This window comes from Brevibacillus sp. BD137, assembly GCF_041644655.1.
Classification (GTDB): domain Bacteria; phylum Bacillota; class Bacilli; order Brevibacillales; family Brevibacillaceae; genus Brevibacillus; species Brevibacillus brevis_D.
Map to the genome: position 1 here is coordinate 99,843 of NZ_JAOTNO010000012.1, position 20,089 is coordinate 119,931.

Here is a 20,089-nt window from a genome sequence, read left to right on the forward strand (position 1 = left end):
TCTTGCTGATTAATTCGCCAGCACTTCTATAACGATAACCACCACAATAACAAACACTGGATTGTAATAAAAAGTCCCCAGCTTCCAAAACTTGTCGTTGTCGGTAACAACATGCCCGTCGGCCGTTTTCACTCCGCTCCTGCAACCTCCTGCTCATTTTACAGGAGGTTGATTTTATGAATGGACATTAATTCTGATGCCCCGCCTTATAAAGTTCATATGGTTGCGGCGGAAACAAAATCGTGATGGTCGTTCCCTCTCCCACGCTGCTGTCCAACGAGATGATTCCCTTGTGTGCCTCCACGATCCCTTTCACAATCGTCAACCCCAAACCTGCTCCACCGCGTTCCCTTGCTCGCGAGCGATCTCCCCGATAAAAACGCTCAAATACGTACGGGAGGTCCTTTTGATCGATGCCCGTGCCGCTGTCCTTCACTTGCAACCGAACCATCGTACTCGGTTTGTCTACCGTGACGATGACTTTTCCACCCGCTGGCGTATGCTTGCAGGCATTCGTCAACAAATTCGCCACGATTTGGGCTAGTCGCTGCCTGTCCCCTGTGATCCAGACAGCATGATCCCCTTTGTAATGAAAATTCACTTGCGCTCGGGCAAACGTAGCACTCATCGACCCTGTGACTTCTTTGACAACCTCACGCAGCTCCACTTCTTCACTGCGCATTTGCAAGGAGCCCGACTCCACTTGGATCACCTGATCTAAATCGCGGACGAGACGGCTCAAGCGCAGTACCTCAGACCTTGTGCTTTCGAGATTTTTGGGTGTTGTTTCCCATATACCGTCAATCATCCCCTCTACTTGCGCCAGCAAGGTGTTCAGCGGTGTTCTCAATTCATGGGCAATATCGGAGGTTAGTCGCTTGCGCAACTCCTCCTGATGCTCAAGACTTTGGACCAGGTTGTTAAAAGCTGCGACCAATGACGTAACCTCATCCTTGCCACGTGGCTCCGGTACGCGTATGGACAGATTGCCTCTTGCGACTCGTTGCGCTGCGGTGCTCACTTGTACGACAGGGCGCACCATGGTCCGAGCGAGTGGTATGCTAATGATAATGACCAGGATGAGCAGCACAGCCATCGTCCACAACGTCGTGTTTTTATGCGCCCATTGGAAATGACTTTCCAAGGTCATGTACGCACTCCGATCATCGTGGCTAATCACCAGTTGCCCGATCATGACACCTTTACTGACGAGGGGAATCTTGTCTATACTGTAATTGCTTGTATGGACTGGCCGCTTGCCCCACTCGTTTTTCACTTGTTGCTGTTGATCCAGGAGTGTGATATGTAATCCCAAGACTTCAGAAACAGCTTCCAGCTTATGATAGGCTTCCGCTCCCCAGCCTTGATTGTCCTGATATGCCTCGAGTGCGACACGTGATATTTCTTGGTTATGCTGATTTCTCACCTCATCGGCATACATGGAAAAATGAACATCCATTTCCTTTACGGACAACAATGAGGAAAAAAGAACGGCGCATGCGCCGACAGTCATAATCACAAAGGCGAGCTTTACCCAAATATGCTTCATCGTTGCCTCACTTCTTCATGGGATCGTCAAAGCGATAGCCCAATCCATACACCGTCTTGATATACTCAGGTTGCTTCGGGTCTGCCTCTATCTTTTGGCGAAGATTTTTGATATGCGTATCAATGGTTCTATCGTATCCCTCAAAATCAAAGCCCATGACCTCACGCACGAGCTCCTCCCTGCCCCACGTTCTCCCCGGATAACGGACAAGCGTTGTGAGCAAGCGATATTCATTCGGCGTAACCTCCAAAGCCACTCCATTTTTCGTGACTCTCTTCTCATTCATCGATATGGTCAAATCGCCCACTTCAACAAAATCGGAGAGTGTTGAATAATCGCCCGCACGACGCATGACGGCTCGAACACGCGCGACAAGTTCTCTCGGGCTAAAGGGCTTGATCAAATAATCATCAGCGCCAATCGTAAGCCCGCGAATCCGATCCGCCTCTCCACTTTTCGCCGTTAGCATCAAAATCGGGACACGCGACTCTTTGCGAATTTGGACGCAGACTTCTTCCCCACTCAAATCAGGAAGCATCAGATCCAAAATGATGCAGGTCAATGAAATCGTCGTGGCCATTTCCACTGCTTCCTTGCCTGTTTGGGCGGTCAGGACATGATAGCCTTCCTTTTGCAGATAGGAGGACAATATTTCTAAGATTTGCGGCTCATCATCGACTAGCAAAATGGTAGACATAAGAATCCTCCCTACTCCTCTTGTGTTTGAGCCTTTCCTTTTTTCCAAAAAAGGAAAAAGACGAGAGCGCCTGCCAGCAAGGCAAAGAGCAAGCGAAACTTGTTTTCACCAAAAGTAATCAGATCATGACCGACGAATGTTTCAAAAACCATCGATGGCACTTTTCCTAGCAAGGTCGCCACCAAAAATTGCCCGAAGGTGATATTCGTCATAGCCGCTCCTAAATTGATTACACCCGAAGGCATCAGCGGATTGATCCGGAGCAAAACGATGGCAAGGCATTTGCGAAAACTCGTCGTTCCATTGATGGTATGTACCCATTTGAATGATTTCAGCTTATCACTTCGATCTGCTTTTTTGATCGTGTAGCGGTACAGAAAGAAGGCTATGCAAGCACCAACTACCTCTCCCGTTAAGGAAATCAAGAACCCTCCGTACAAGCCAAACACGACTGCGTTCGCACCCGATAAAAAAATGGACGGCAATACACCCGCCACACTGATCACGATGTTTAATAAAATACTACCGACAATCCCCAGCACCCCCAAAGAGCGAATCCACTCTGCCAGGGCTTCTATATTGGTTATCCAATCCATTCGTCTGTATGACTCCCCTCTGCCACTCTCCCTCTAGAGTAAACGAAACTTGTGAAGAAATCATGGAAAAAAGCAAAACAGTCGTAGCCTGATCGACTACGACTGCTTGTATGATTGAATGCCTCTTTATTCTTCAGCAATCGCGATGTACAAATCCACTTGCGCGTTGTTGGGATCAGCACAGCGCACTCCGTCATATCGTTCGAAATCTCCGGTAAATGTCCGCTTGTTCCCCGGTTGATGGGACCACTCCCATACCTTCGCCCACGCTTCCATCACAACTTCTACCATCGGGCCGACACGAGTCGTAAATACAGCATAGGTAGAGGCCGGCAGGGTCTTGACTGTGAGCTCAGCAGGAAGCTCACCGTTTTTTTCTACAACGGTTCCCACTAACAAGGAGTACTCGCCTGTCTCGTCACTATCGTAATCGGAATACACCCCCAGAACCACACCCGGTTCTTTTTGATGGGGAGTTTTGATGGGATGCTCTTCTTGATAATAGCGCTGCCACAGTCCCCCAATCTTCCCGTCCGGTCCGACTTCCGCCTCATTGGTTGTCCGAATTTGCAAGCCCGCTACACGCATTTCATCCAGTTTGACGATCGTTGGGTTCATCATTAACCACGCTCCTGTAAGAGTTTGTTTACATGACTTAGTATAACGACCATACCCTGACAACTATCTGTCAACGTTCCAACGTTTATTCATAAAGTTTCGCCATTCTTTTTACCGTATCCCCCATTCGCTGTCTGACATAGGAAGGCTCATGTACACACAAGGCATCGCCAAAGCTAAGCAGCATCCCGTTTAACCATTCATCGTCTGTCATCTTCGTTCGTACCAGCAATGAGCCATCCTGCATGGTCTCTATCGCTTCTGGCGCAAACATATCCCGTACCCTTACATGTACACGCTGCGCAAATTCGAGGACAAGAGAAATACGCTCTGCCGTATCCCATTCTTCGAGCCATTCCAGTTTATCTATTTGATTGGGGCGAGGGGAAAATTCCTCTGTCAGCACGGATATGTCTGCAATCCGCGACAAGCGAAACAGACGATCCTCCTGGCGTTGTAAACAATAGCCATAAATGTACCACACATAGCCTTTGATAATCAGTGTAACAGGCTCAATGGTGCGCTCTGTCGCATCTCCTTGTATTTTCGTATAAATGATCCGCACACGAAGTCTTTTCTCGATGGCTTCCCGCAGCTTGTTTACTTTTTCGGCGATCGCCGGTGTACTGCCCCATGGATTAAAGTCGTAAACAACAGGATGTGCACTTCCTTGAAGAGAGGATGGTGCAGTGGTGAGTAACGCTTTTATTTTTTCCAGAAGCTGTCCGATTTGCTTGTCGTCTGTGGAGGAATGAACCCCTTTTAGCGCAGCAATAACCGCGACTAGCTCGTCCAAGGATAAGTATTGTCGATCGATCGTAAAATTCTCCATGATCTCGTATCCGCCGCTTGCCCCAGGGTACGCTACGATGGGAATTCCGGCTGCATTAATGGTTTCCAAATCCCGATAGACCGTACGCAAGGATACTTCGAAGTGGTCAGATAGTTCACGGGCGCTCACACGGCGCTTATTCAACAGCATGATGACAATAGCGAGTAGCCGTTCTACTTTCATGATTGCCTCCGTTTGAGTCAACATAGTGGTGGAGAAGAAAAAGCACAGGACTCTTCGACACTGACACGCGAGCTGGGGGATGGACTGTTCGTCTCCACTTCAAAAAGGGGACCGTCGAGCCAAAGCCACCCTATGGGCGGACGTTTCTCAGAGAAGAAGTGTTCGACAAGCGGGTCCCCTTTTTGAAGTTCCGACTGGGTAGGCGTTGTCAAGGTCTACGAGCCCTGTGCTTTTTCTTCTCACTAGCTTTATTGGTTTATCGATACCTTAAAAAAATTGAAGAACAATATGTATAAATGATCATACAAAAAAGGAATCTGCAGCCAAAGTTGCTGCACATTCCCTTTTTGCCTTGCTTCATTTGAAGCTATACGCCCATACGTCTGCGTTGATTGTTTGGTTTTTTGGTGAGCTGGCTTTTCATTGATTGATTTTGCGCCTTTTGATTCATTGGGTTATTAGCCTGTGCTTGCGCTTGTTTCTTTTCTGCCATTTTGCGCTTCATTGCCTCTTGCAGGCTGATTTTCCCAGGCTTTTGTTCGTTGGTATTTTTTTCGTTTTGGTTTGGCTCCGTCATGCTTAGCAACTCCTCATAGAAATTGGTTATCTTCTATGTATTCTAGTGCAAGACAGGAGGAAGCGCCAGTGGGAATCTACCCGTTAATCGCCCGAAGCTGTGATAATTTAACACCACTCGCCTGGTACTTCAAAATTTCCTCCAAAAGTTCTGCAAGGTAAGCACCCGCTTCAATCGGTAGCGTGCCACCCTTATGAATATTAGAAATAACCGTACGATCTGATTCTACCGTATTGGCATCCGGTTTGTAAATCATGTAAGCACTGAGACTTTCTGCCGTCGCAAGTCCCGGTCTTTCTCCGATCAAGGAAATCACGACCTTGCAATTGACGATGGACGCGACCTGATCCTGAATCCAGACGCGACCTTTGTTAATGAACACAGGCTTTCCTACACTGACGTTTCTCATGGAAAGACCTTGGATTAACGCAGGCAGCAAGTCTGGGATCGTCGCCTCACACGCTGAGGTGCTCAGTCCGTCCGAGATGACAATTTGCACGTCTTTGTTTTTATCCCCATGCTGCTCCAGCCAGCGAGCGGACTCATCCGATAGCATCCGTCCGGAGTCGAGGTTCATTAAATACTCTTCCATGCTCGTCGCTCTCGAATGGAGGACAGGTAGTTGCAGACTCTCGATCAGCTCTGGACTGATCGTTTTCATAACCGCATCGCGTGCTGCTGCCTGATCAATCCGAAATTGGAGGTAGCTTCCCGTCTTCATTCGGGTACCCGCCCGCCCGATTCCGATGCGAGCCGGCGTTCGTTTCATCGCTTGCTCCAATGCTTCTGGATTGTTTGGATTCTTGACCCCGCATTGCTTTTGCTCAGGAAAATGAATCACTCCTTGGCCTTTTTTGGACAGCTCATCGATTACACGCTGGACCAAGTCTTCCATATTGATCTGTTTCACCTTGCTTCCCTCCCCACTCGTTAGTCAAAAATGGTTAAATCGCCTGCGCGCTCTGTCAAACGACCATTTTCCATAAGGCCCATTTTTTCCATCCATTTCTCAAATTCCCGGAGAGGTCGCAGTCCCAAGAGCTCACGGTAGCTGGCGTCATCGTGGTAGCTCGTGTCTTGGTAACTGAGCATGACATCGTCCCCACCTGGTACGCCCATATAAAAATTCGCCCCTGCCAAGGTCGTCAGCATCCCTGCAATCTCCTGGTCATTCTGATCCGCATACATGTGGTTCGTATAAGTCGGAGCGATTCCCATCGGCAAACCATGCAGCTTGCCCATGAACAAGTCCTCCAGATCGGCACGAATCATCTGTCTGCCATCATAAAGTGTTTCTGGACCGATAAAGCCAGAGACGTTATTGACCATGAATGGCTTCCAGTGACGGCAAAAACCGTACGTACGCGCTTCCAGCGTCTGCATATCGACGCCTTCATGAGAGTCCAGCGACACTTCGGAGCCTTGCCCTGTCTCAAAATACATAACGTTTGGTCCCGACGCTGTACCTTTTCGGAGCATCAACTCCATTGCCTCATCCAAAATCTCTTTGTTCACGCCAAACGCATCATTCGCGCGTTGTGAACCTGCCAGACTCTGGAACATCAGGGAAATGGGCGCTCCGCCGCGAAGAGCCTGCATCTGTGTCGTGATATGGGCCAGCACGCAATTTTGTGTAGGGATTTCCCACTTTTGCATGAAATCATGCGTCATTTTCAAGAGCTTGGTAACGCTTTCAACGGAGTCGTTATTCGGGTTAATTCCAATGACGGCGTCGCCAGATCCATAGGACAAGCCTTCCTTCATCGAAGCCAAAATACCATCTGGATCATCGATTGGGTGATTCGGCTGACAGCGGAACGCCAGTCTTCCCGGCTCGCCAATCAATGTGTTGCAGTAGGCTTGATGCTTCATTTTTTGGGAAGCCATGACTAGGTCAATGCTGGACATCAGTTTGGCCGTAGCGGAAATCATCTCGCTGGTCAGCCCCCGACTAATTCGTGTCAGCTCAGGCATTCCTGTGGAAAACGACAAGATGTACTCCCGTAGCTCCCCTACTGTCCAATTTTTGATCTCTTCGTAAATAGAGAGATTGATATCATCATAAATGATCCGTGTCACTTCGTCCTTTTCGTACGGTATGACTGGATTTTCATATAGATCACGAAGTTGCATTTCGCTTAATACGACTTTGGCCGCCATCCGCTCCAGTGCGGAATTAGCTGCTAGTTTACTCATGTGATCGCCAGACTTTTCTTCACTTGCTTTTGCCAATACATCACGAACCGAAGTAAACTGGTAATGCTGTTTACGTACAACGCAAGCCAATTTCATCTCTAGCTTCACTCACTTTCTTTTCAACTTTCCGTAAACTCTATCTCATGGAACGAAAAAAGCGCTTCGAAACAAAAGACGAAATACTCGCCTTGGTCCAAGCGCCGTTGCTCTTCCTATCGATTCACTTTTTTGCGTTCATTGTTTGCTTGTAAGCACGAACTCCACTGCCGGTAGCAGTTCTTCTTCCATGACGGGTTTGACCAGATAGGCACATATCCCTTTCGCTTTGGCTTGCATGACCATGTCCTTTTGACTGTAAGCAGTCAAGAGAAGGATCGCTGCGTCCGAATGCTCTCGGATAATCCCAGTCGCTGTCAAACCGTCCATAATTGGCATTTTCACATCCATAATAATCAGATGCGGGTTCCACATTTGCGTCAATCGAACGGCCTCTTTGCCGTTTTTTCCTTCAGCTACGACGTTATATCCCTGCTCTTGCAACATCTCGACCAGGTCCATACGCGTTATGGGGTCGTCGTCTATGATGATGACTCGATAATGCTGACGCAATACTCCACCTCCCGATCACCAGTGAACGGACGTGCCAACTGCTCATCATTTTCATACGCAACCGACGCCGTTGTCGGTTTATCGCATATTTCTGAATACGTTTATTATATCTATATTTTCAGGCTAATTCCAGCTTAAATCCAACCCCCCCCCTTCCCCCTTGTTGCTTCCTAGTAAAGGTACGAGAAAAAATCAATGTACGATTTTCGGCTGCAGCTATTTTGGGTGAGCGATAAAATGAAAACATAACGATGGAGGGGGAACCGAATGATAACGGCCGAGATGAAGTCCGAGTATTATCAGGCGTTACTGGATAAAAATTCAGAATATGAAGGTGTCTTTTTTGTTGGAGTCAAAACAACTGGCGTATTTTGTCGCCCGACGTGTCCAGCAAGAAAACCTAAGTTTATAAATTGTGAGTTTTTTGATCATGCCAAACAAGCACTTTTGGCCTCATTCCGGCCCTGCCAGCGCTGCCGTCCACTTTCACATCCCAATCATGTTTCAGAGCTCGTGCGTCTGCTAGTAAACGCTGTAGAGGAAAACCCCGAGCAGCACTGGACCGAAAATGACTTTCAAAGATTATCCGTGGATGCTGCAACAGCGCGGCGCCAATTCAAAAAGCGTTTTGGCATGACGTTCGTCGAATATGCAAGGGCGCGACGTATGGGGATTGCACTGAAAGAAATCAGAGAAGGAAAAGCCGTCATCGATGCCCAGCTATCCACCGGTTACGAGTCTAGCAGTGGTTTTCGAGATGCATTTTCACGAATTATGGGGGCAGCACCTACTCTTCTTGGCGATCATCCTATCTTAAAGGCAGCGTGGCTGGATACGCGACTCGGTCCCATGATAGCCATTGCGGATGAAGAAGCTCTCTATCTCCTTGAATTCATTGACCGTCGTGGCTTGGAACGAGAAGTTGAACGTCTTAGACAAAGAACGAAGTCAGCGATTATCCCTGGTTCTACAGCGCCTATCCATTCGATTGAACGTGAGTTAGAGGAGTATTTTGACGGAGGGCGAACACAATTTGCAACGCCTTTGTTTTTGTGCGGATCGCCTTTTCAAAGAATGGTCTGGGAGCATTTGCAAACGATTCCTCCGGGGCATACTTCATCCTATTCCGATGTTGCAGCAGCTATTGGGAAACCAAGCGCCTTTCGTGCAGTCGCGCAAGCAAATGGTGCGAATCAGTTAGCGATTGTCATTCCTTGCCACCGGGTCATCAACTCCAATGGTGATTTGGGAGGTTACGGAGGAGGACTTTCGCGCAAACGCTGGCTGCTTCATCATGAAAAAGAAACATCCCACCCCCTTTGACCCGAATTCGTGAAACATCTGGAAAATGGATGCGGGCACTCCTTCCTAGCAAAAATGCCCTCGCTTATGCAAGGGCATTTTGTTCTTACTGCGCTTTTTCGGTTATTTTTTGACGAAGGTTATCTACGAGCTCGGACATTTTCACTCCGCCCAAAATCTCCTCCATGGCATGCTGCGCACGGGTCAAAATCAACTCCAGCACAAACTGTATATTCGCTCCCACTGGACAATCGGGATTCGGTTGCTCATGGATGTGAAAAAGTTGCCCTTCTTCCACGACATCGACTGCACGGTAAATTTCAAGAAGCGTGATTTGATCCAATTCCTTGGCGAGAGAAGCGCCGCCAGCTCCCGCACGTACGTTCACGAGCCCAGCCTTCTTCAACAGCCCCAGTACACGTCGGATCACGACTGGATTTGTATTCACACTACCTGCGATCCATTCGGAAGTACAATGCGAATTCGAATCAATGGAAAGTAGTGATAAAATGTGAACCGCAATGGAGAAACGGCTGCTGATTTTCATACGTTGTCACCCTTTCGTTGTAATGATTATAGTTACACCACAAACAAGAAGTCAAGTTAACCATACCGTCACATTTCGTCCCGTCGAACTTTTTTCATTCTACTATAATGACTGTGTCAAGTGTTCCCGTAATCTGGAAGGAGTGTTGACAAAATGATGCTTCCACAAATTGAAGTTACGCCTGCAACAGCCTTCATCGATGTTCCCGTCCATATTACACTCAGCGGGTTTGTCCCGAATCAATTAATCACCCTTCATGCTACTCTCAAAAACGGGTTGCCTGGAGGAGATTTGACTGCATCCTCACATGCTATATTCCAAGCAGACGAAAATGGCACGGTGGATTTGGTTTCCCAAGCTCCCTTATTTGGTACGTATGAGGGAATTGATCCGATGGGGCTTTTCTGGTCCATGAATGTCCAGACCATGCGTTTTTATCATGCCTATTCTCTGGACGACTTTCAGTTCACCCCACGCTCCACCGAGATAGAATTAACGGCAGAAGTCTACGATAAGCCCGTAGCGAAAGCAGTCGTGAAACGTATTTTTGTCTCCCGAGACGTGTCGATACAAAAAGTGACAGATTATGGTCTAGTCGGTCTGTATTTTTCAAAACCCCATACAGAGCAAAGACCCGCCATTGTCGTACTAGGTGGAAGCGAAGGCGGAATTGGTTCCTGCTCACAATTCGCTGCTTTGTTCGCCTCTCACGGCTATCCGGCGCTAGCACTCGCTTACTTCCAATGCAACGATCTCCCTGACGATATTCGCCAGATCCCGATCGAATATGTTCAACGCGCCATTCATTGGTTACAGCAGCAGCCCTCCGTACACCCTGATAAAATCACGTTATTCGGACGTTCCAAAGGAGCAGAATTGGCATTAGTCACAGCATCGATCGATCAACATGTGCATGCTGTCATTGCTTCGAGTCCCAGCTCTACTGTTACTATCGGGACGGATAAGGCATTCGCTGGTTCAGACACGTTCTCCCCGCAATCCTCTTGGTCGTTTCAAGGAAAGCCTCTTCCATTTGTTGAAATTCCGGTGGAAAATATCAATGGCCCGATCCTCTTCCTCTCCTCGGATGACGATCACTGGTGGCCAGCAGCAGAGCATTGCGAGCAAATGGTCGAGCGGTTAAAGAATCATCAGTTTGCTCATTCGGTGGTGCATTTGCGTTACCCGGATACAGGACATGGGATCCGTTTTCCATACATACCGACTACCCGAACACAGCTCAATGGTGGTACGCCCAAAAACAACGCCTACTCATCCGAGCACTCTTGGCGTGAGGTTCTTCAGTTTTTGGAACGGACTTTTCCAGAGTAAAAAACAGGGAAAGCCTACTTGCATGACGAAGTAGGCTTTACGATCTATCATTATAGAAAGGATGTATAGCCCTATGGACTGCTTATTTTGCAAAATTGTAAACGGAGACATTCCTTCTAAAAAAGTGTATGAGGACGAGCATGTATTGGCCTTTCACGACATTAATCCTGTCGCCCCTGTTCACGTCCTGATGATTCCGAAAAAGCATATTCAATCCGTTCTGGCTATCGAGCCTGAGGACAAGGAGCTGATCGGTCACCTTCATCTGTCGCTGCAAAAAGTGGCAGAAACAATGGGCGTGAACGAGGATGGCTTCCGTATCGTAACCAACATTGGCAAGCATGGACAACAAACCGTTTTCCATCTGCACTACCACCTCATTGGAGGCCGACAATTGGAGTGGCAGTTCTAATCAATAGCGGCTACTGCTCTTAGTGAGAGGCAATGTGGCGGGCGATACCTTCACCATGAAACCTTCCATTTTCGATAAAAATGGCGTTCGCGTGACGGCCCGCCGCAATGACTCCCGCGATATAGAGTCCTGGGATGTTCGTCTCCATTGTCTCAGGATGATGTGCTGGGATTCCCGTTTCCTCATCAATCATAACCCCTAACGAATGAAGGAAGGTACGATCCGGACGGTATCCAATCAAAGAAAATACATGGTCATTGGCAAGCGTAATGACTTCCTCGCCCATCCTCACCCTAATGGAACGTTCCTCAATTCTCTCGACGGTTGCACCAAACAGCATGTGGATGCGCCCTTTTTTGATCAGACTCTCAAAAACAGGCCTTGTCCATGCCTTGACCTTGTCAGATAGCTCCGTTCGGCGGCAAATCACCGTTACCTCTGCACCTGCCCGTTCCAGCTCCATCGCCGCGTCTACGGCAGAGTTGTTCCCCCCTACTACCGCTACTTTCATCCCTGTATACGGATGTGCTTCCTTATAAAAGGACGAAACCTTTGGTAACTCCTCGCCTGGGACCTGTAACCGATTTGGATTGTCAAAATAACCTGTGGCGATCACCAAGTTTTTCGCTTCATACGTATGGTTTTTGGCGAAACGGTCCGTAGTCGTAACCTGGAAGTCTTCTGGTGTTTTCTTCGCTTCCGTTACCGTTTCATATACGTTCACGCGCAATTTTTCTCGCGCTGCTACCAGTCGATAGTAATTGAGTGCCTCTTGTCGGGTCGGTTTGTCGTTCGCCGTTGCAAAAGGGACACCCCCGATTTCCAGTAAATCTGGTGTGCTATGAAAAATCATATAGGTCGGGTAGCGATAAATAGAATGGACAAGCGACCCTTTTTCAATAATGATGGGATCAAGTCCAGCTCGCTTGCAGGCAATGGCCGCTGCCAGTCCACAAGGTCCACCGCCCACAATCAGTACGTCTTCCATTTCTCTCCGCCTCGCTTCACTCTCTCTATTTTTATTCCTCCATCATATCATATCGCATCTCCTGAAAAAGAGTTCGGGCACCCCTGCTAGGTTTCTACCAAAATCTGACCAATGAAACAATGGTTCTCCCTCCTTATACTGGATGTATGATGAAAAAACAAAAGATACATATCTGGTTAGTCTCCTTGGCTTTTCTGGTGTACGGTCTCTCTTTTGCCATCGGAGTCTCTGCATCCACAGCCTCGACGAAAAATTTAAAAGATATCGCAAACAGCTATGCGATAGAGCAAATCCGTTCGCTACAGGCGGCAGGTGTCATCTCCGGCGATGAAAACGGGTACTTTCACCCAACTCGCCCGGTGACGCGTGCTGAGTTTGTCGCGATGCTCACACGAACGCTCGGTATGAAACCGGTGATCAGTAACGTCGCAGCCTACTCGGATGTTCCGAAAAACTCTTGGGCATACGGGTACGTACAAGCTGCTGCTGGACTTCGCATCGCGAATGGCATCGGTCCTACTTCTTTTGCTCCGAACCAGACGATCTCTCGCGAAGAGGCCGCTGCATTTCTCGTACGCGCACTGGAACAAAGCATTTCGTCTTCTTACCAGTTGTCCGTGAAGGATGCCAATGCGATTTCGAGCTGGGCACGCCCCTCAGTCAGCCACGCCATACAGAAAAATTGGTTGGTTGGCTACAATGGCTACTTCCGCCCGACTCACGCACTATCGAGAGAAGAAACCGCTGTTATTTTGTATCGAATTCAGGAGAATCTGAAGAAGCAAAACGTTACAGCAAAGTCGCTTGTCTCTCTCGGATGGCAATACCAATCCACGACAGAGGAATTCATCGCACAAGTCAAGAATAGCGGAGTCAATACGCTGTCTCCACGTTGGTACTTCCTGCAAAAAGACGGAACGATTAGCGACTCTACGGATACTTCCCTTGTCCAATGGGCACATGCAAATGGCAAGCAGGTGTGGCCGCTTTTCGGGAATAAATTTGATCCTGATGCTACTCACGCCATGCTGTCCGATCCCAATAAACGAAAAGCAGCCGTGCAAAAGCTTTCTTCGTTCATTGATCAATACCACCTAAATGGGATTAACATCGATTTCGAAGGGTTCTCCCCTGCGGATCGCAACAACTTCACCTTGTTTATTCAGGAGCTTGCGACTGCTCTTCACGCAAAAGGCACTGTCCTATCTGTAGATATTCCGCCTGATGGTGATTCAGACTGGAGCGATCCTTTCGATTTTGCCAAATTAGCAAAGTATGCGGATTATTTGGTAGTCATGGCCTATGAAGAGCATTGGGTAGGTGGATCAGAAGCAGGCTCCGTAGCATCCTTGCCTTGGTTTACGAAAGTCATTACCGATCTGCTTGACGAGGTTCCGACCCAAAAGCTCATCGTCGGAATGCCTCTTTACACGCGCGACTGGTACCAATCGAATGGAACATTGAAGTCAACAGATATTAGCATCCCTGAGTCTTACCAGTTGCTCTCGCAATACAGAGCAAAAACAGTATGGGACGATAAAGTTGGACAATACCGTTCGACGTATCAAAACCAAGGCGTCACGCACACAATTTGGCTGGAAGAGAGCCGCTCGATTGGACTGAAGGCTCAGGCTAGTCTGCAATGGCAAGTGGGTGGCCTGGCGTACTGGTACGTTGGCTCTGAATCAACGGATATGTGGGCAGCCATTGCTAATTCGATCACCCTTAAACATGCACGAGAAAAACTGTAAGACTCATGAAAAGAAGCGCCCGCGTCCGGCTATAGCCGTGGCAAAGGCGCTTCTTTTTGTTGTGCTTGGCAATTCTCAATAAGTCCCGGATGAGCCCGCTCCGCCAGGATGCTTGGGCGCTTCGACGACTTCGTCCTTTGACGCTTTTCGGGTCTCAAATAAATCGGTACTTCCTGCTGCGTGCGTCCCCAGCACTTTCAGTTCTTTATTTTCTACTTCCTGATTGTTTTGTTCAGTCAATATGATCCCTCCCGAATGCAAGTTAGCTGTAGTTTGTCTCCTTTTAACGATTATTAGACAATCATTGGTGTTCTGCATGGGAATGCCCTCCTTTCTTCATACTGAAAAGGAGCAGAAGGAGGAAAGGTTCTTGCCAGATATTTTGATGAGCCCTGAATTAAAAAGAAAAACAGAGGAAGCTATCCAAGGTCTCTCATTCACAAAAAATTTCCGTTCTGCAACAGCCGAGGAATGGTATCTGTTTTTGCCGGGATATCGAGATCCGCAGACAGAAGGGGCTTGCGGGAAAGTATTCATTCATTACGACCTGTTTGGAAATCGGGATGTGTTCATCAACACCACCGTGATTTTCGATGACCCAAAACTGCATGACCCTACTCTGCATCCGCTCGTCTACGCAGTGGTAGATGAGACCGTCAATCGTTTGGTTGGCTATGCAAATACGTTACTTTCGGTACATGCAGGCTTCAATTCGTACTCAGCGGAATACGTGAGTTAGCACCCCTTTGCCTAATGTCCAATCCTTTCCCCATTTTTTCCTGAATATCCATTGATTCTATACAAACACTATCAAAGGTTGACAGTAACCCAATTCGATTACAGGAGGCTATTATGCAACGATTTGCTGCTCATGAGTTTTTGGAAACACAAGAAGCACTCCGCTCCAAACACGCCGCGATTGAAATGCACGGAGTACTTGCCGAGATGGCACAAGACCCGCAATTAACAGGTATTATTAACAGACATCAGCAAATGATCATGAACGCCTACCAGCAAGGGATTAGCCTCTTGCAGGGAAAAGGCTTCAACATTGCACCAGCTCCTATTCAATTGCGTGTAGCACAACCTACAGCAGTAGGTCTTAATAACCCCCAGATGGCTGCTCCCAACCCACACCCAACCCGCTTGTCTGATATGACGATTGCTACCCTGATGCTGAACTGGCATAAATCGGGCTCGGCAATTGGCATGCTCTGGGCGGCTGAGTGCGTAGATCCAGGTATCCGGCAATATCATGTAAATGGCGCTAATGCATGCCAGCAAATGGCTTATGAAACCTGGCAATACATGAATGCCAAAGGCTACTACCAAGCTCCACAGCTTGCCGATCACACAATGAACACGATGATTAATGCCTATCAGCCTCAACAACAAATGCTCCTGTAAGCCTCAATAACCGTCCTTGTTTGGACGGTTTTCCCTTTGTGTGTACGAGAAAAACCTCCCGGATTCCGGAAGGTTTTGTTTGTTACATGGTATCAGCTCTCTCGAACCGTCTCGGTATTATTCGACCAGCCCCAGCTTTCTATTGGTCGTTCTTCATTACTACTGTCTTTGTTGTCCTGTATATTTGGGATGACTTGTCCTTCTTCGTCGTGCTTCGAATGGTTGTCCTGCAAGTTTTTTGGTAAATCCATGATTTTCCCCCTCTCTTTTCATAATGTGCCCATAGAACAGGAAAGGCATTCAATAGTCTTATAATGTGCATGTGAACGGACAAACAAAAAATGGCCACCTCTCTCGCATCACGGCACAAGAAGAAGTGGCACATTTTCCTTTTCTCTATTCGTTTATCCGACTTGCTGGAGCAGCTTTCCCCGCAGTTTTGCGAGCATGTCCTCGGTCATTTTGTCCAAGTCGTACTCGGCTTTAAAGCCCCACTCTTGCATGGCTGCCGTAGCATCAATGGAGTTCGGCCAGCTATCGGCAATCGCCTGACGCACAGGGTCGACTTCATAAGAGAGCGTAAACTCAGGAATGTGTTTACGGATCGCTGCTGCTACATCTTCTGGCTCAATGCTCATCGCAGTCACGTTGAACGCGTTGCGGTGGATGAGCTTAGAGGCATCTGCTTCCATCAAAGAAACAATCGCATTCAACGCATCAGGCATATACATCATATCCATGTACGTGCCTTTGCCGATGTAGGACGTATACGCTCCATGCTGGATAGCCTTGTAGTAAATATCTACTGCGTAGTCAGTCGTACCACCACCCGGAGGCGCTACATACGAGATCAGACCTGGGAAGCGCACGCCGCGCGTATCTACCCCAAATTTTTGATAATAGTAATCGCAGAGCAACTCACCTGAAACTTTATTTACACCATACATGGTCGTAGGGCGTTGAATCGTGTCCTGCGGTGTGTTGTCCTTCGGTGTAGTCGGACCAAATGCACCAATCGAGCTCGGTGTAAAGAACTGGCAGTTCAACTCACGTGCTGCTTCCAACGCGTTTACCAGCCCGCCCATGTTCAGGTTCCATGCCAAGAGAGGCTTTGCTTCTGCTGTTGCAGACAACAACGCAGCCAAATGCATGATCGTATCCACGCCATGTTTCTTCGCCAGCTCAAACATCCGGTTTCCGTCTGTGACATCAAGAACTTCGAAGGGTCCAGATTGCACCACAGGATCTTCTTCGTTTTTCCGGATATCTGTAGCGATGACTTGATCCGCTCCGTAAATATCGCGTAGTTTCATGATGAGCTCGGAACCAATTTGTCCTAGCGCCCCGGTTACCAGAATTTTTTTCATTTCAGGATCCCCATTTCTTTCCCAACTTTTTCGTAGATGCTAAGGGCACGATCCAGCATTTCCTTGCTATGCGCCGCTGTTGGCATATTCCGTACACGGCCGGTTCCTTTTGGTACAGTCGGGAACACGATCGCTTTCGCGTACACGCCCTCTTCATACAGTCGCTTGCTGAATTCTTGAGTCTGCTGTTCGTCTCCGATAATGCAAGGAGTGATAGGCGTTTCGCTCTCCCCGATATTGAAGCCGAGTTCTTTCAAGCCTTTTTTCAGGTAATGTCCGTTATCCCACAGCTTGTCGTGCAGCTCAGTGCTGTTCATCAAAATATCGATAGCTGCAATGGAAGCAGCCACATCCGCTGGCGTCAGCGAAGTCGAGAACAGGAAAGGTCTGCTGCGTACTTTGAGCCAGTCGATCAGCTCTTGGCGTCCCGCTACGTAACCGCCGACTACGCCAATTGCTTTGGAAAGCGTGCCGATTTGGAAGTCGATTTTATCAGACAGGCCAAAATGCTTAACCGTTCCTGCCCCTTTACCGAGAACACCAGAGCCGTGGGCATCGTCTACATACGTAATCAAGTCAAATTCTTCGGCTACCTCGACGATTTCCGGCAGCTTGGCAACATCGCCATCCATTGAAAATACGCCGTCAGTAATGACCATCAGCTTTTTATATTTGCCGGATTCTTTTGCTTCCTTCGCTTTCGCACGCAGGTCATCGATATCGGAGTGGTTCACACGGATAATTTGTGCACGAGACAGGCGGCATCCATCAATAATGGAAGCGTGGTTCAATTCGTCAGAAAGAATCGCATCGTCCTTGTCCATGACAGCAGAGATCGCAGCCATGTTGCAGTTAAAGCCAGATTGGTAAGCGATTGCAGCTTCCGTATGCTTGAAGGCAGCGAGCTTTTCTTCCAGCTTCACATGCAAGTCCAAGGTTCCATTAATCGTACGAACAGCCCCTGCACCTACGCCGTATTTGCTTGCTGCTGCAATCGCAGCGTCCACAAGGCGTTGATCAGTAGCCAGACCCAGATAGTTATTGGAGGAGAGGTTGATCAGTTCTTTTCCTGCAATCGTAATGACAGGACCATTTGCGCTTTGCAATGGATCAATGACGTTGTACAGTCCTTTGCTCTTCAAATCTGCCAAATTTTCATGTAAAAAATGTTCAAGTGTTTTGCTCGCCAACGAGAATCCCTCCATATATTCAGCCATCGATTAGTAACTTCCACAAAAACAATTGTTCACACTGTATGGACATATCATTTTGATAAAATTCGCATAAAATCAACTTAATCTACAGACATTTTACCACCATTTACTTAAAACGTCCACATCACAAAGACATATTGTTAACGCTTTCAATCATTTTCCTTTCGATATTGCCATCTCTCCTACTTTCTCCTTTTGTCGTAAATCGTAGACTCCTGAAAATGAAAAAACCACTCTCTCGCTTCATGAGCAGATCGTGGCCTTTTCCTCATTTTTTTGCCTTTTGTGATTTTAAGATACCGGGCTTGTTGTCTATCGTACGCACAAAACCGTTCGTTTCGAAGCGATGCGTCATCAAGGACTCTACAGGTCTGCCATTTTGAAAATGCTCTTCCACCAACTGCTGTGCATCTTCTGGTGTCACGTTTTCATACCAGATTCCCTCGGGGTACACGATCATCACACATGCGTCCTCACAGCGTCCGTTGCAACGCGTGCGGGTTGTATGTACATAGTCATCCAAGCCTGCTTCGGTAATCGCTTCGCGTATCGCCACCGTAACCTCTTCGCCACCCTTGCGCATACAGCTTCCACCATTGCAAATCAGCACATGATGTCTCGTCTGAGATAAGTCCCATGTTGCCACTACAAATCCACTCCGTTCTTGTCCATCATCGATCCATACTCCCCATCATGACGGTTTCTTGTTCAATTTGCAATTCCCAGAACGTTTGGTTTTTGATAGAATATATGTTCGTATACGATTACAAATAGATGTTGGTGGTGAAAGCATGTCCGTTACCAAACAGCGCGATGCCTTGCAGCTTTTGCAAACAGTGGGCTCCTACCCGTGGTATGTCGAAAAGTTTATTGAGCATAAAAAAGCAAAAAAGAATTCACCCTCCACCTTGCTTGGATACCTTCGCGATTTCTCCTTTTTCTTTCGCTGGATGATGACAGAAGGATTGAGTACTGCGACGGATATGAAGGACATTCCGTTAAGCGATTTGAATGACTTAAGGAAGGAAACGGTAGAAAGCTACATATTATACTTGCAGGAGTCGCATCTGTATGAGCGATCCGCTTTGCTCTCGAACCCTACCAAAAGCGCGAAGAAAGAGTACAGTGACCGTACGATCAGCAGAAAAATATCGAGCCTGAAATCGCTTTTTCATTACTTGTCCGCCCTCGCTGAGGATGAAAAGGGGGAATCGTATTTGACGCGGAATGTACTCGCCAAAATCGAGCTGGAGATCACGGAGCTGACTCCCCTCGCACGCGCCCACGCCATTCGGGCAAAAATCCTGATAGACGACGAAATCTATCAGTTCGTTGATTTTGTCTACAACGGATATTTGGCTCATTGCGATACGGAAAAAAAGAAGCAGTATCACATGCAAAACCGCGACCGGGATACTGCCTTGATCGCGATGATTCTCTCTGGTGGCTTCCGAGTGTCAGAGATCGTCAGTCTCGATCTATCCGACATTATTATGGAAAAAAACCAGTTGAAATTGATTCGCAAAGGAAAGAAAGAGGACGCTCCCTTTTTTAGTGACTGGGGCAAAGAGTACTTGGCCAAATACTTGCAGCTGCGTGACAAATACAATCCCGAACCGCAAGAGGACGCTGTTTTTCTCGCTGTCTCCCCTGCCAATCCGAATGGGCATCGCATTGAAGTACGGTCTGTCCAAAAGCTGGTCAAAAAGTACGCGAAAGCATTCGGCATTCCCGATTTGTCTGTCCATAAGCTTCGTCACAGCTTTGCTACACAGTTTCTCCGCTTGAACCCTGACCCCCATCAGCTCCAAGCACAGCTGGGGCACTCCAAAATCGAGACGACTATGCAGTATGCCCATGTATTGGAAGATGCTTTGGGCAAGGCTGTGAACCGAACGACGTAAGAAGCGCT

General features: G+C 47.9%; 24 protein-coding genes. 7 read left to right on the forward strand and 17 right to left on the reverse strand.

All coding sequences use genetic code 11. From position 1 onward, the window contains the following. Positions 1-9: 9 nt before the first annotated feature. The 10 genes from ODZ53_RS22620 to ODZ53_RS22665 form a co-directional block, all read right to left on the reverse strand. Entirely contained in the window at positions 10-132 is a 123-nt protein-coding gene (locus ODZ53_RS22620) for a hypothetical protein (RefSeq protein WP_267970027.1), read from the reverse strand. A 55-nt stretch (positions 133-187) separates the two neighbouring features. Then, on the reverse strand, positions 188-1,549 hold the full coding sequence (locus tag ODZ53_RS22625; protein ID WP_372680223.1) for a HAMP domain-containing sensor histidine kinase: 1,362 nt from the start codon (positions 1,547-1,549) through the stop codon (positions 188-190). A gap of 7 nt (positions 1,550-1,556) precedes the next feature. After that, a complete protein-coding gene (locus tag ODZ53_RS22630) occupies positions 1,557-2,246 on the reverse strand; it encodes a response regulator transcription factor (RefSeq protein WP_015890914.1) in 690 nt (229 codons plus the stop codon). Positions 2,247-2,257: 11 nt separating this feature from the next. Then, positions 2,258-2,842 (reverse strand): TVP38/TMEM64 family protein, encoded by a 585-nt coding sequence (locus tag ODZ53_RS22635; protein ID WP_372680225.1) that lies wholly within the window; start codon positions 2,840-2,842, stop codon positions 2,258-2,260. 126 nt (positions 2,843-2,968) lie between these two features. Next, positions 2,969-3,463, reverse strand: a complete 495-nt coding sequence (locus ODZ53_RS22640) for a GyrI-like domain-containing protein (RefSeq protein ID WP_372680227.1) — start codon at positions 3,461-3,463, stop codon at positions 2,969-2,971. An 82-nt stretch (positions 3,464-3,545) separates the two neighbouring features. Next, the gene (locus ODZ53_RS22645) at positions 3,546-4,475 is read right to left on the reverse strand and encodes a helix-turn-helix transcriptional regulator (RefSeq protein WP_199926787.1); all 930 of its coding nucleotides are present in this window, start codon (positions 4,473-4,475) and stop codon (positions 3,546-3,548) included. A 367-nt stretch (positions 4,476-4,842) separates the two neighbouring features. Beyond that, positions 4,843-5,052: a hypothetical protein gene (locus tag ODZ53_RS22650; RefSeq protein WP_372680230.1), complete on the reverse strand. Its 210-nt coding sequence runs from the start codon at positions 5,050-5,052 to the stop codon at positions 4,843-4,845. A gap of 76 nt (positions 5,053-5,128) precedes the next feature. Further along, the gene (eutC, locus tag ODZ53_RS22655) at positions 5,129-5,962 is read right to left on the reverse strand and encodes an ethanolamine ammonia-lyase subunit EutC (RefSeq protein WP_026134035.1); all 834 of its coding nucleotides are present in this window, start codon (positions 5,960-5,962) and stop codon (positions 5,129-5,131) included. Between the two features lie 20 nt (positions 5,963-5,982). Beyond that, positions 5,983-7,344 (reverse strand): ethanolamine ammonia-lyase subunit EutB, encoded by a 1,362-nt coding sequence (locus ODZ53_RS22660; protein WP_012686290.1) that lies wholly within the window; start codon positions 7,342-7,344, stop codon positions 5,983-5,985. A 138-nt stretch (positions 7,345-7,482) separates the two neighbouring features. After that, positions 7,483-7,857, reverse strand: coding sequence for a response regulator (locus tag ODZ53_RS22665; protein WP_012686288.1), 375 nt, complete (start codon positions 7,855-7,857; stop codon positions 7,483-7,485). Between the two features lie 267 nt (positions 7,858-8,124). Between ODZ53_RS22665 and ODZ53_RS22670 the strand changes: the two genes are divergently transcribed. Further along, complete coding sequence (locus ODZ53_RS22670) at positions 8,125-9,180, forward strand: bifunctional transcriptional activator/DNA repair enzyme AdaA (RefSeq protein WP_372680233.1); 1,056 nt, start codon at positions 8,125-8,127, stop codon at positions 9,178-9,180. Between the two features lie 85 nt (positions 9,181-9,265). Here the strand turns inward: ODZ53_RS22670 and ODZ53_RS22675 are convergent, their stop codons facing one another. Further along, complete coding sequence (locus tag ODZ53_RS22675) at positions 9,266-9,706, reverse strand: Rrf2 family transcriptional regulator (RefSeq protein ID WP_012686286.1); 441 nt, start codon at positions 9,704-9,706, stop codon at positions 9,266-9,268. Between the two features lie 153 nt (positions 9,707-9,859). On the opposite strand from ODZ53_RS22675, the gene ODZ53_RS22680 reads away from it, so the two are divergent. Then, complete coding sequence (locus ODZ53_RS22680; RefSeq protein WP_372680235.1) at positions 9,860-11,038, forward strand: acyl-CoA thioesterase/bile acid-CoA:amino acid N-acyltransferase family protein; 1,179 nt, start codon at positions 9,860-9,862, stop codon at positions 11,036-11,038. A 73-nt stretch (positions 11,039-11,111) separates the two neighbouring features. After that, positions 11,112-11,450 carry a histidine triad nucleotide-binding protein gene (locus ODZ53_RS22685; protein ID WP_007727375.1) on the forward strand — a complete coding sequence of 113 codons (339 nt, stop codon included), beginning with the start codon at positions 11,112-11,114 and terminating at the stop codon, positions 11,448-11,450. Positions 11,451-11,469: 19 nt separating this feature from the next. Here the strand turns inward: ODZ53_RS22685 and ODZ53_RS22690 are convergent, their stop codons facing one another. Beyond that, positions 11,470-12,438, reverse strand: coding sequence for a YpdA family putative bacillithiol disulfide reductase (locus tag ODZ53_RS22690; protein WP_372680238.1), 969 nt, complete (start codon positions 12,436-12,438; stop codon positions 11,470-11,472). Between the two features lie 146 nt (positions 12,439-12,584). Between ODZ53_RS22690 and ODZ53_RS22695 the strand changes: the two genes are divergently transcribed. Then, positions 12,585-14,189, forward strand: coding sequence for an S-layer homology domain-containing protein (locus tag ODZ53_RS22695; RefSeq protein ID WP_372680240.1), 1,605 nt, complete (start codon positions 12,585-12,587; stop codon positions 14,187-14,189). 75 nt (positions 14,190-14,264) lie between these two features. On the opposite strand, the gene ODZ53_RS22700 is transcribed toward ODZ53_RS22695, so the two are convergent. Then, positions 14,265-14,429, reverse strand: a complete 165-nt coding sequence (locus tag ODZ53_RS22700; RefSeq protein WP_012686282.1) for a hypothetical protein — start codon at positions 14,427-14,429, stop codon at positions 14,265-14,267. 130 nt (positions 14,430-14,559) lie between these two features. On the opposite strand from ODZ53_RS22700, the gene ODZ53_RS22705 reads away from it, so the two are divergent. After that, on the forward strand, positions 14,560-14,928 hold the full coding sequence (locus ODZ53_RS22705; RefSeq protein WP_087350963.1) for a hypothetical protein: 369 nt from the start codon (positions 14,560-14,562) through the stop codon (positions 14,926-14,928). A 113-nt stretch (positions 14,929-15,041) separates the two neighbouring features. Further along, positions 15,042-15,596 (forward strand): spore coat protein, encoded by a 555-nt coding sequence (locus tag ODZ53_RS22710; RefSeq protein WP_012686279.1) that lies wholly within the window; start codon positions 15,042-15,044, stop codon positions 15,594-15,596. A 92-nt stretch (positions 15,597-15,688) separates the two neighbouring features. Here the strand turns inward: ODZ53_RS22710 and ODZ53_RS22715 are convergent, their stop codons facing one another. The 4 genes from ODZ53_RS22715 to ODZ53_RS22730 form a co-directional block, all read right to left on the reverse strand. Further along, entirely contained in the window at positions 15,689-15,847 is a 159-nt protein-coding gene (locus ODZ53_RS22715) for a hypothetical protein (protein WP_172801860.1), read from the reverse strand. A 153-nt stretch (positions 15,848-16,000) separates the two neighbouring features. Next, a complete protein-coding gene (locus tag ODZ53_RS22720; protein ID WP_064199661.1) occupies positions 16,001-16,963 on the reverse strand; it encodes an L-threonine 3-dehydrogenase in 963 nt (320 codons plus the stop codon). Next, a complete protein-coding gene (locus ODZ53_RS22725; RefSeq protein ID WP_012686276.1) occupies positions 16,960-18,153 on the reverse strand; it encodes a glycine C-acetyltransferase in 1,194 nt (397 codons plus the stop codon). The genes ODZ53_RS22720 and ODZ53_RS22725 overlap by 4 nt, the downstream gene beginning before the upstream one ends. A gap of 292 nt (positions 18,154-18,445) precedes the next feature. After that, positions 18,446-18,823 carry a (2Fe-2S) ferredoxin domain-containing protein gene (locus ODZ53_RS22730; RefSeq protein WP_372680244.1) on the reverse strand — a complete coding sequence of 126 codons (378 nt, stop codon included), beginning with the start codon at positions 18,821-18,823 and terminating at the stop codon, positions 18,446-18,448. Between the two features lie 145 nt (positions 18,824-18,968). Between ODZ53_RS22730 and xerS the strand changes: the two genes are divergently transcribed. Next, entirely contained in the window at positions 18,969-20,081 is a 1,113-nt protein-coding gene (gene xerS / locus ODZ53_RS22735) for a tyrosine recombinase XerS (protein ID WP_372680246.1), read from the forward strand. Positions 20,082-20,089: the final 8 nt, after the last annotated feature.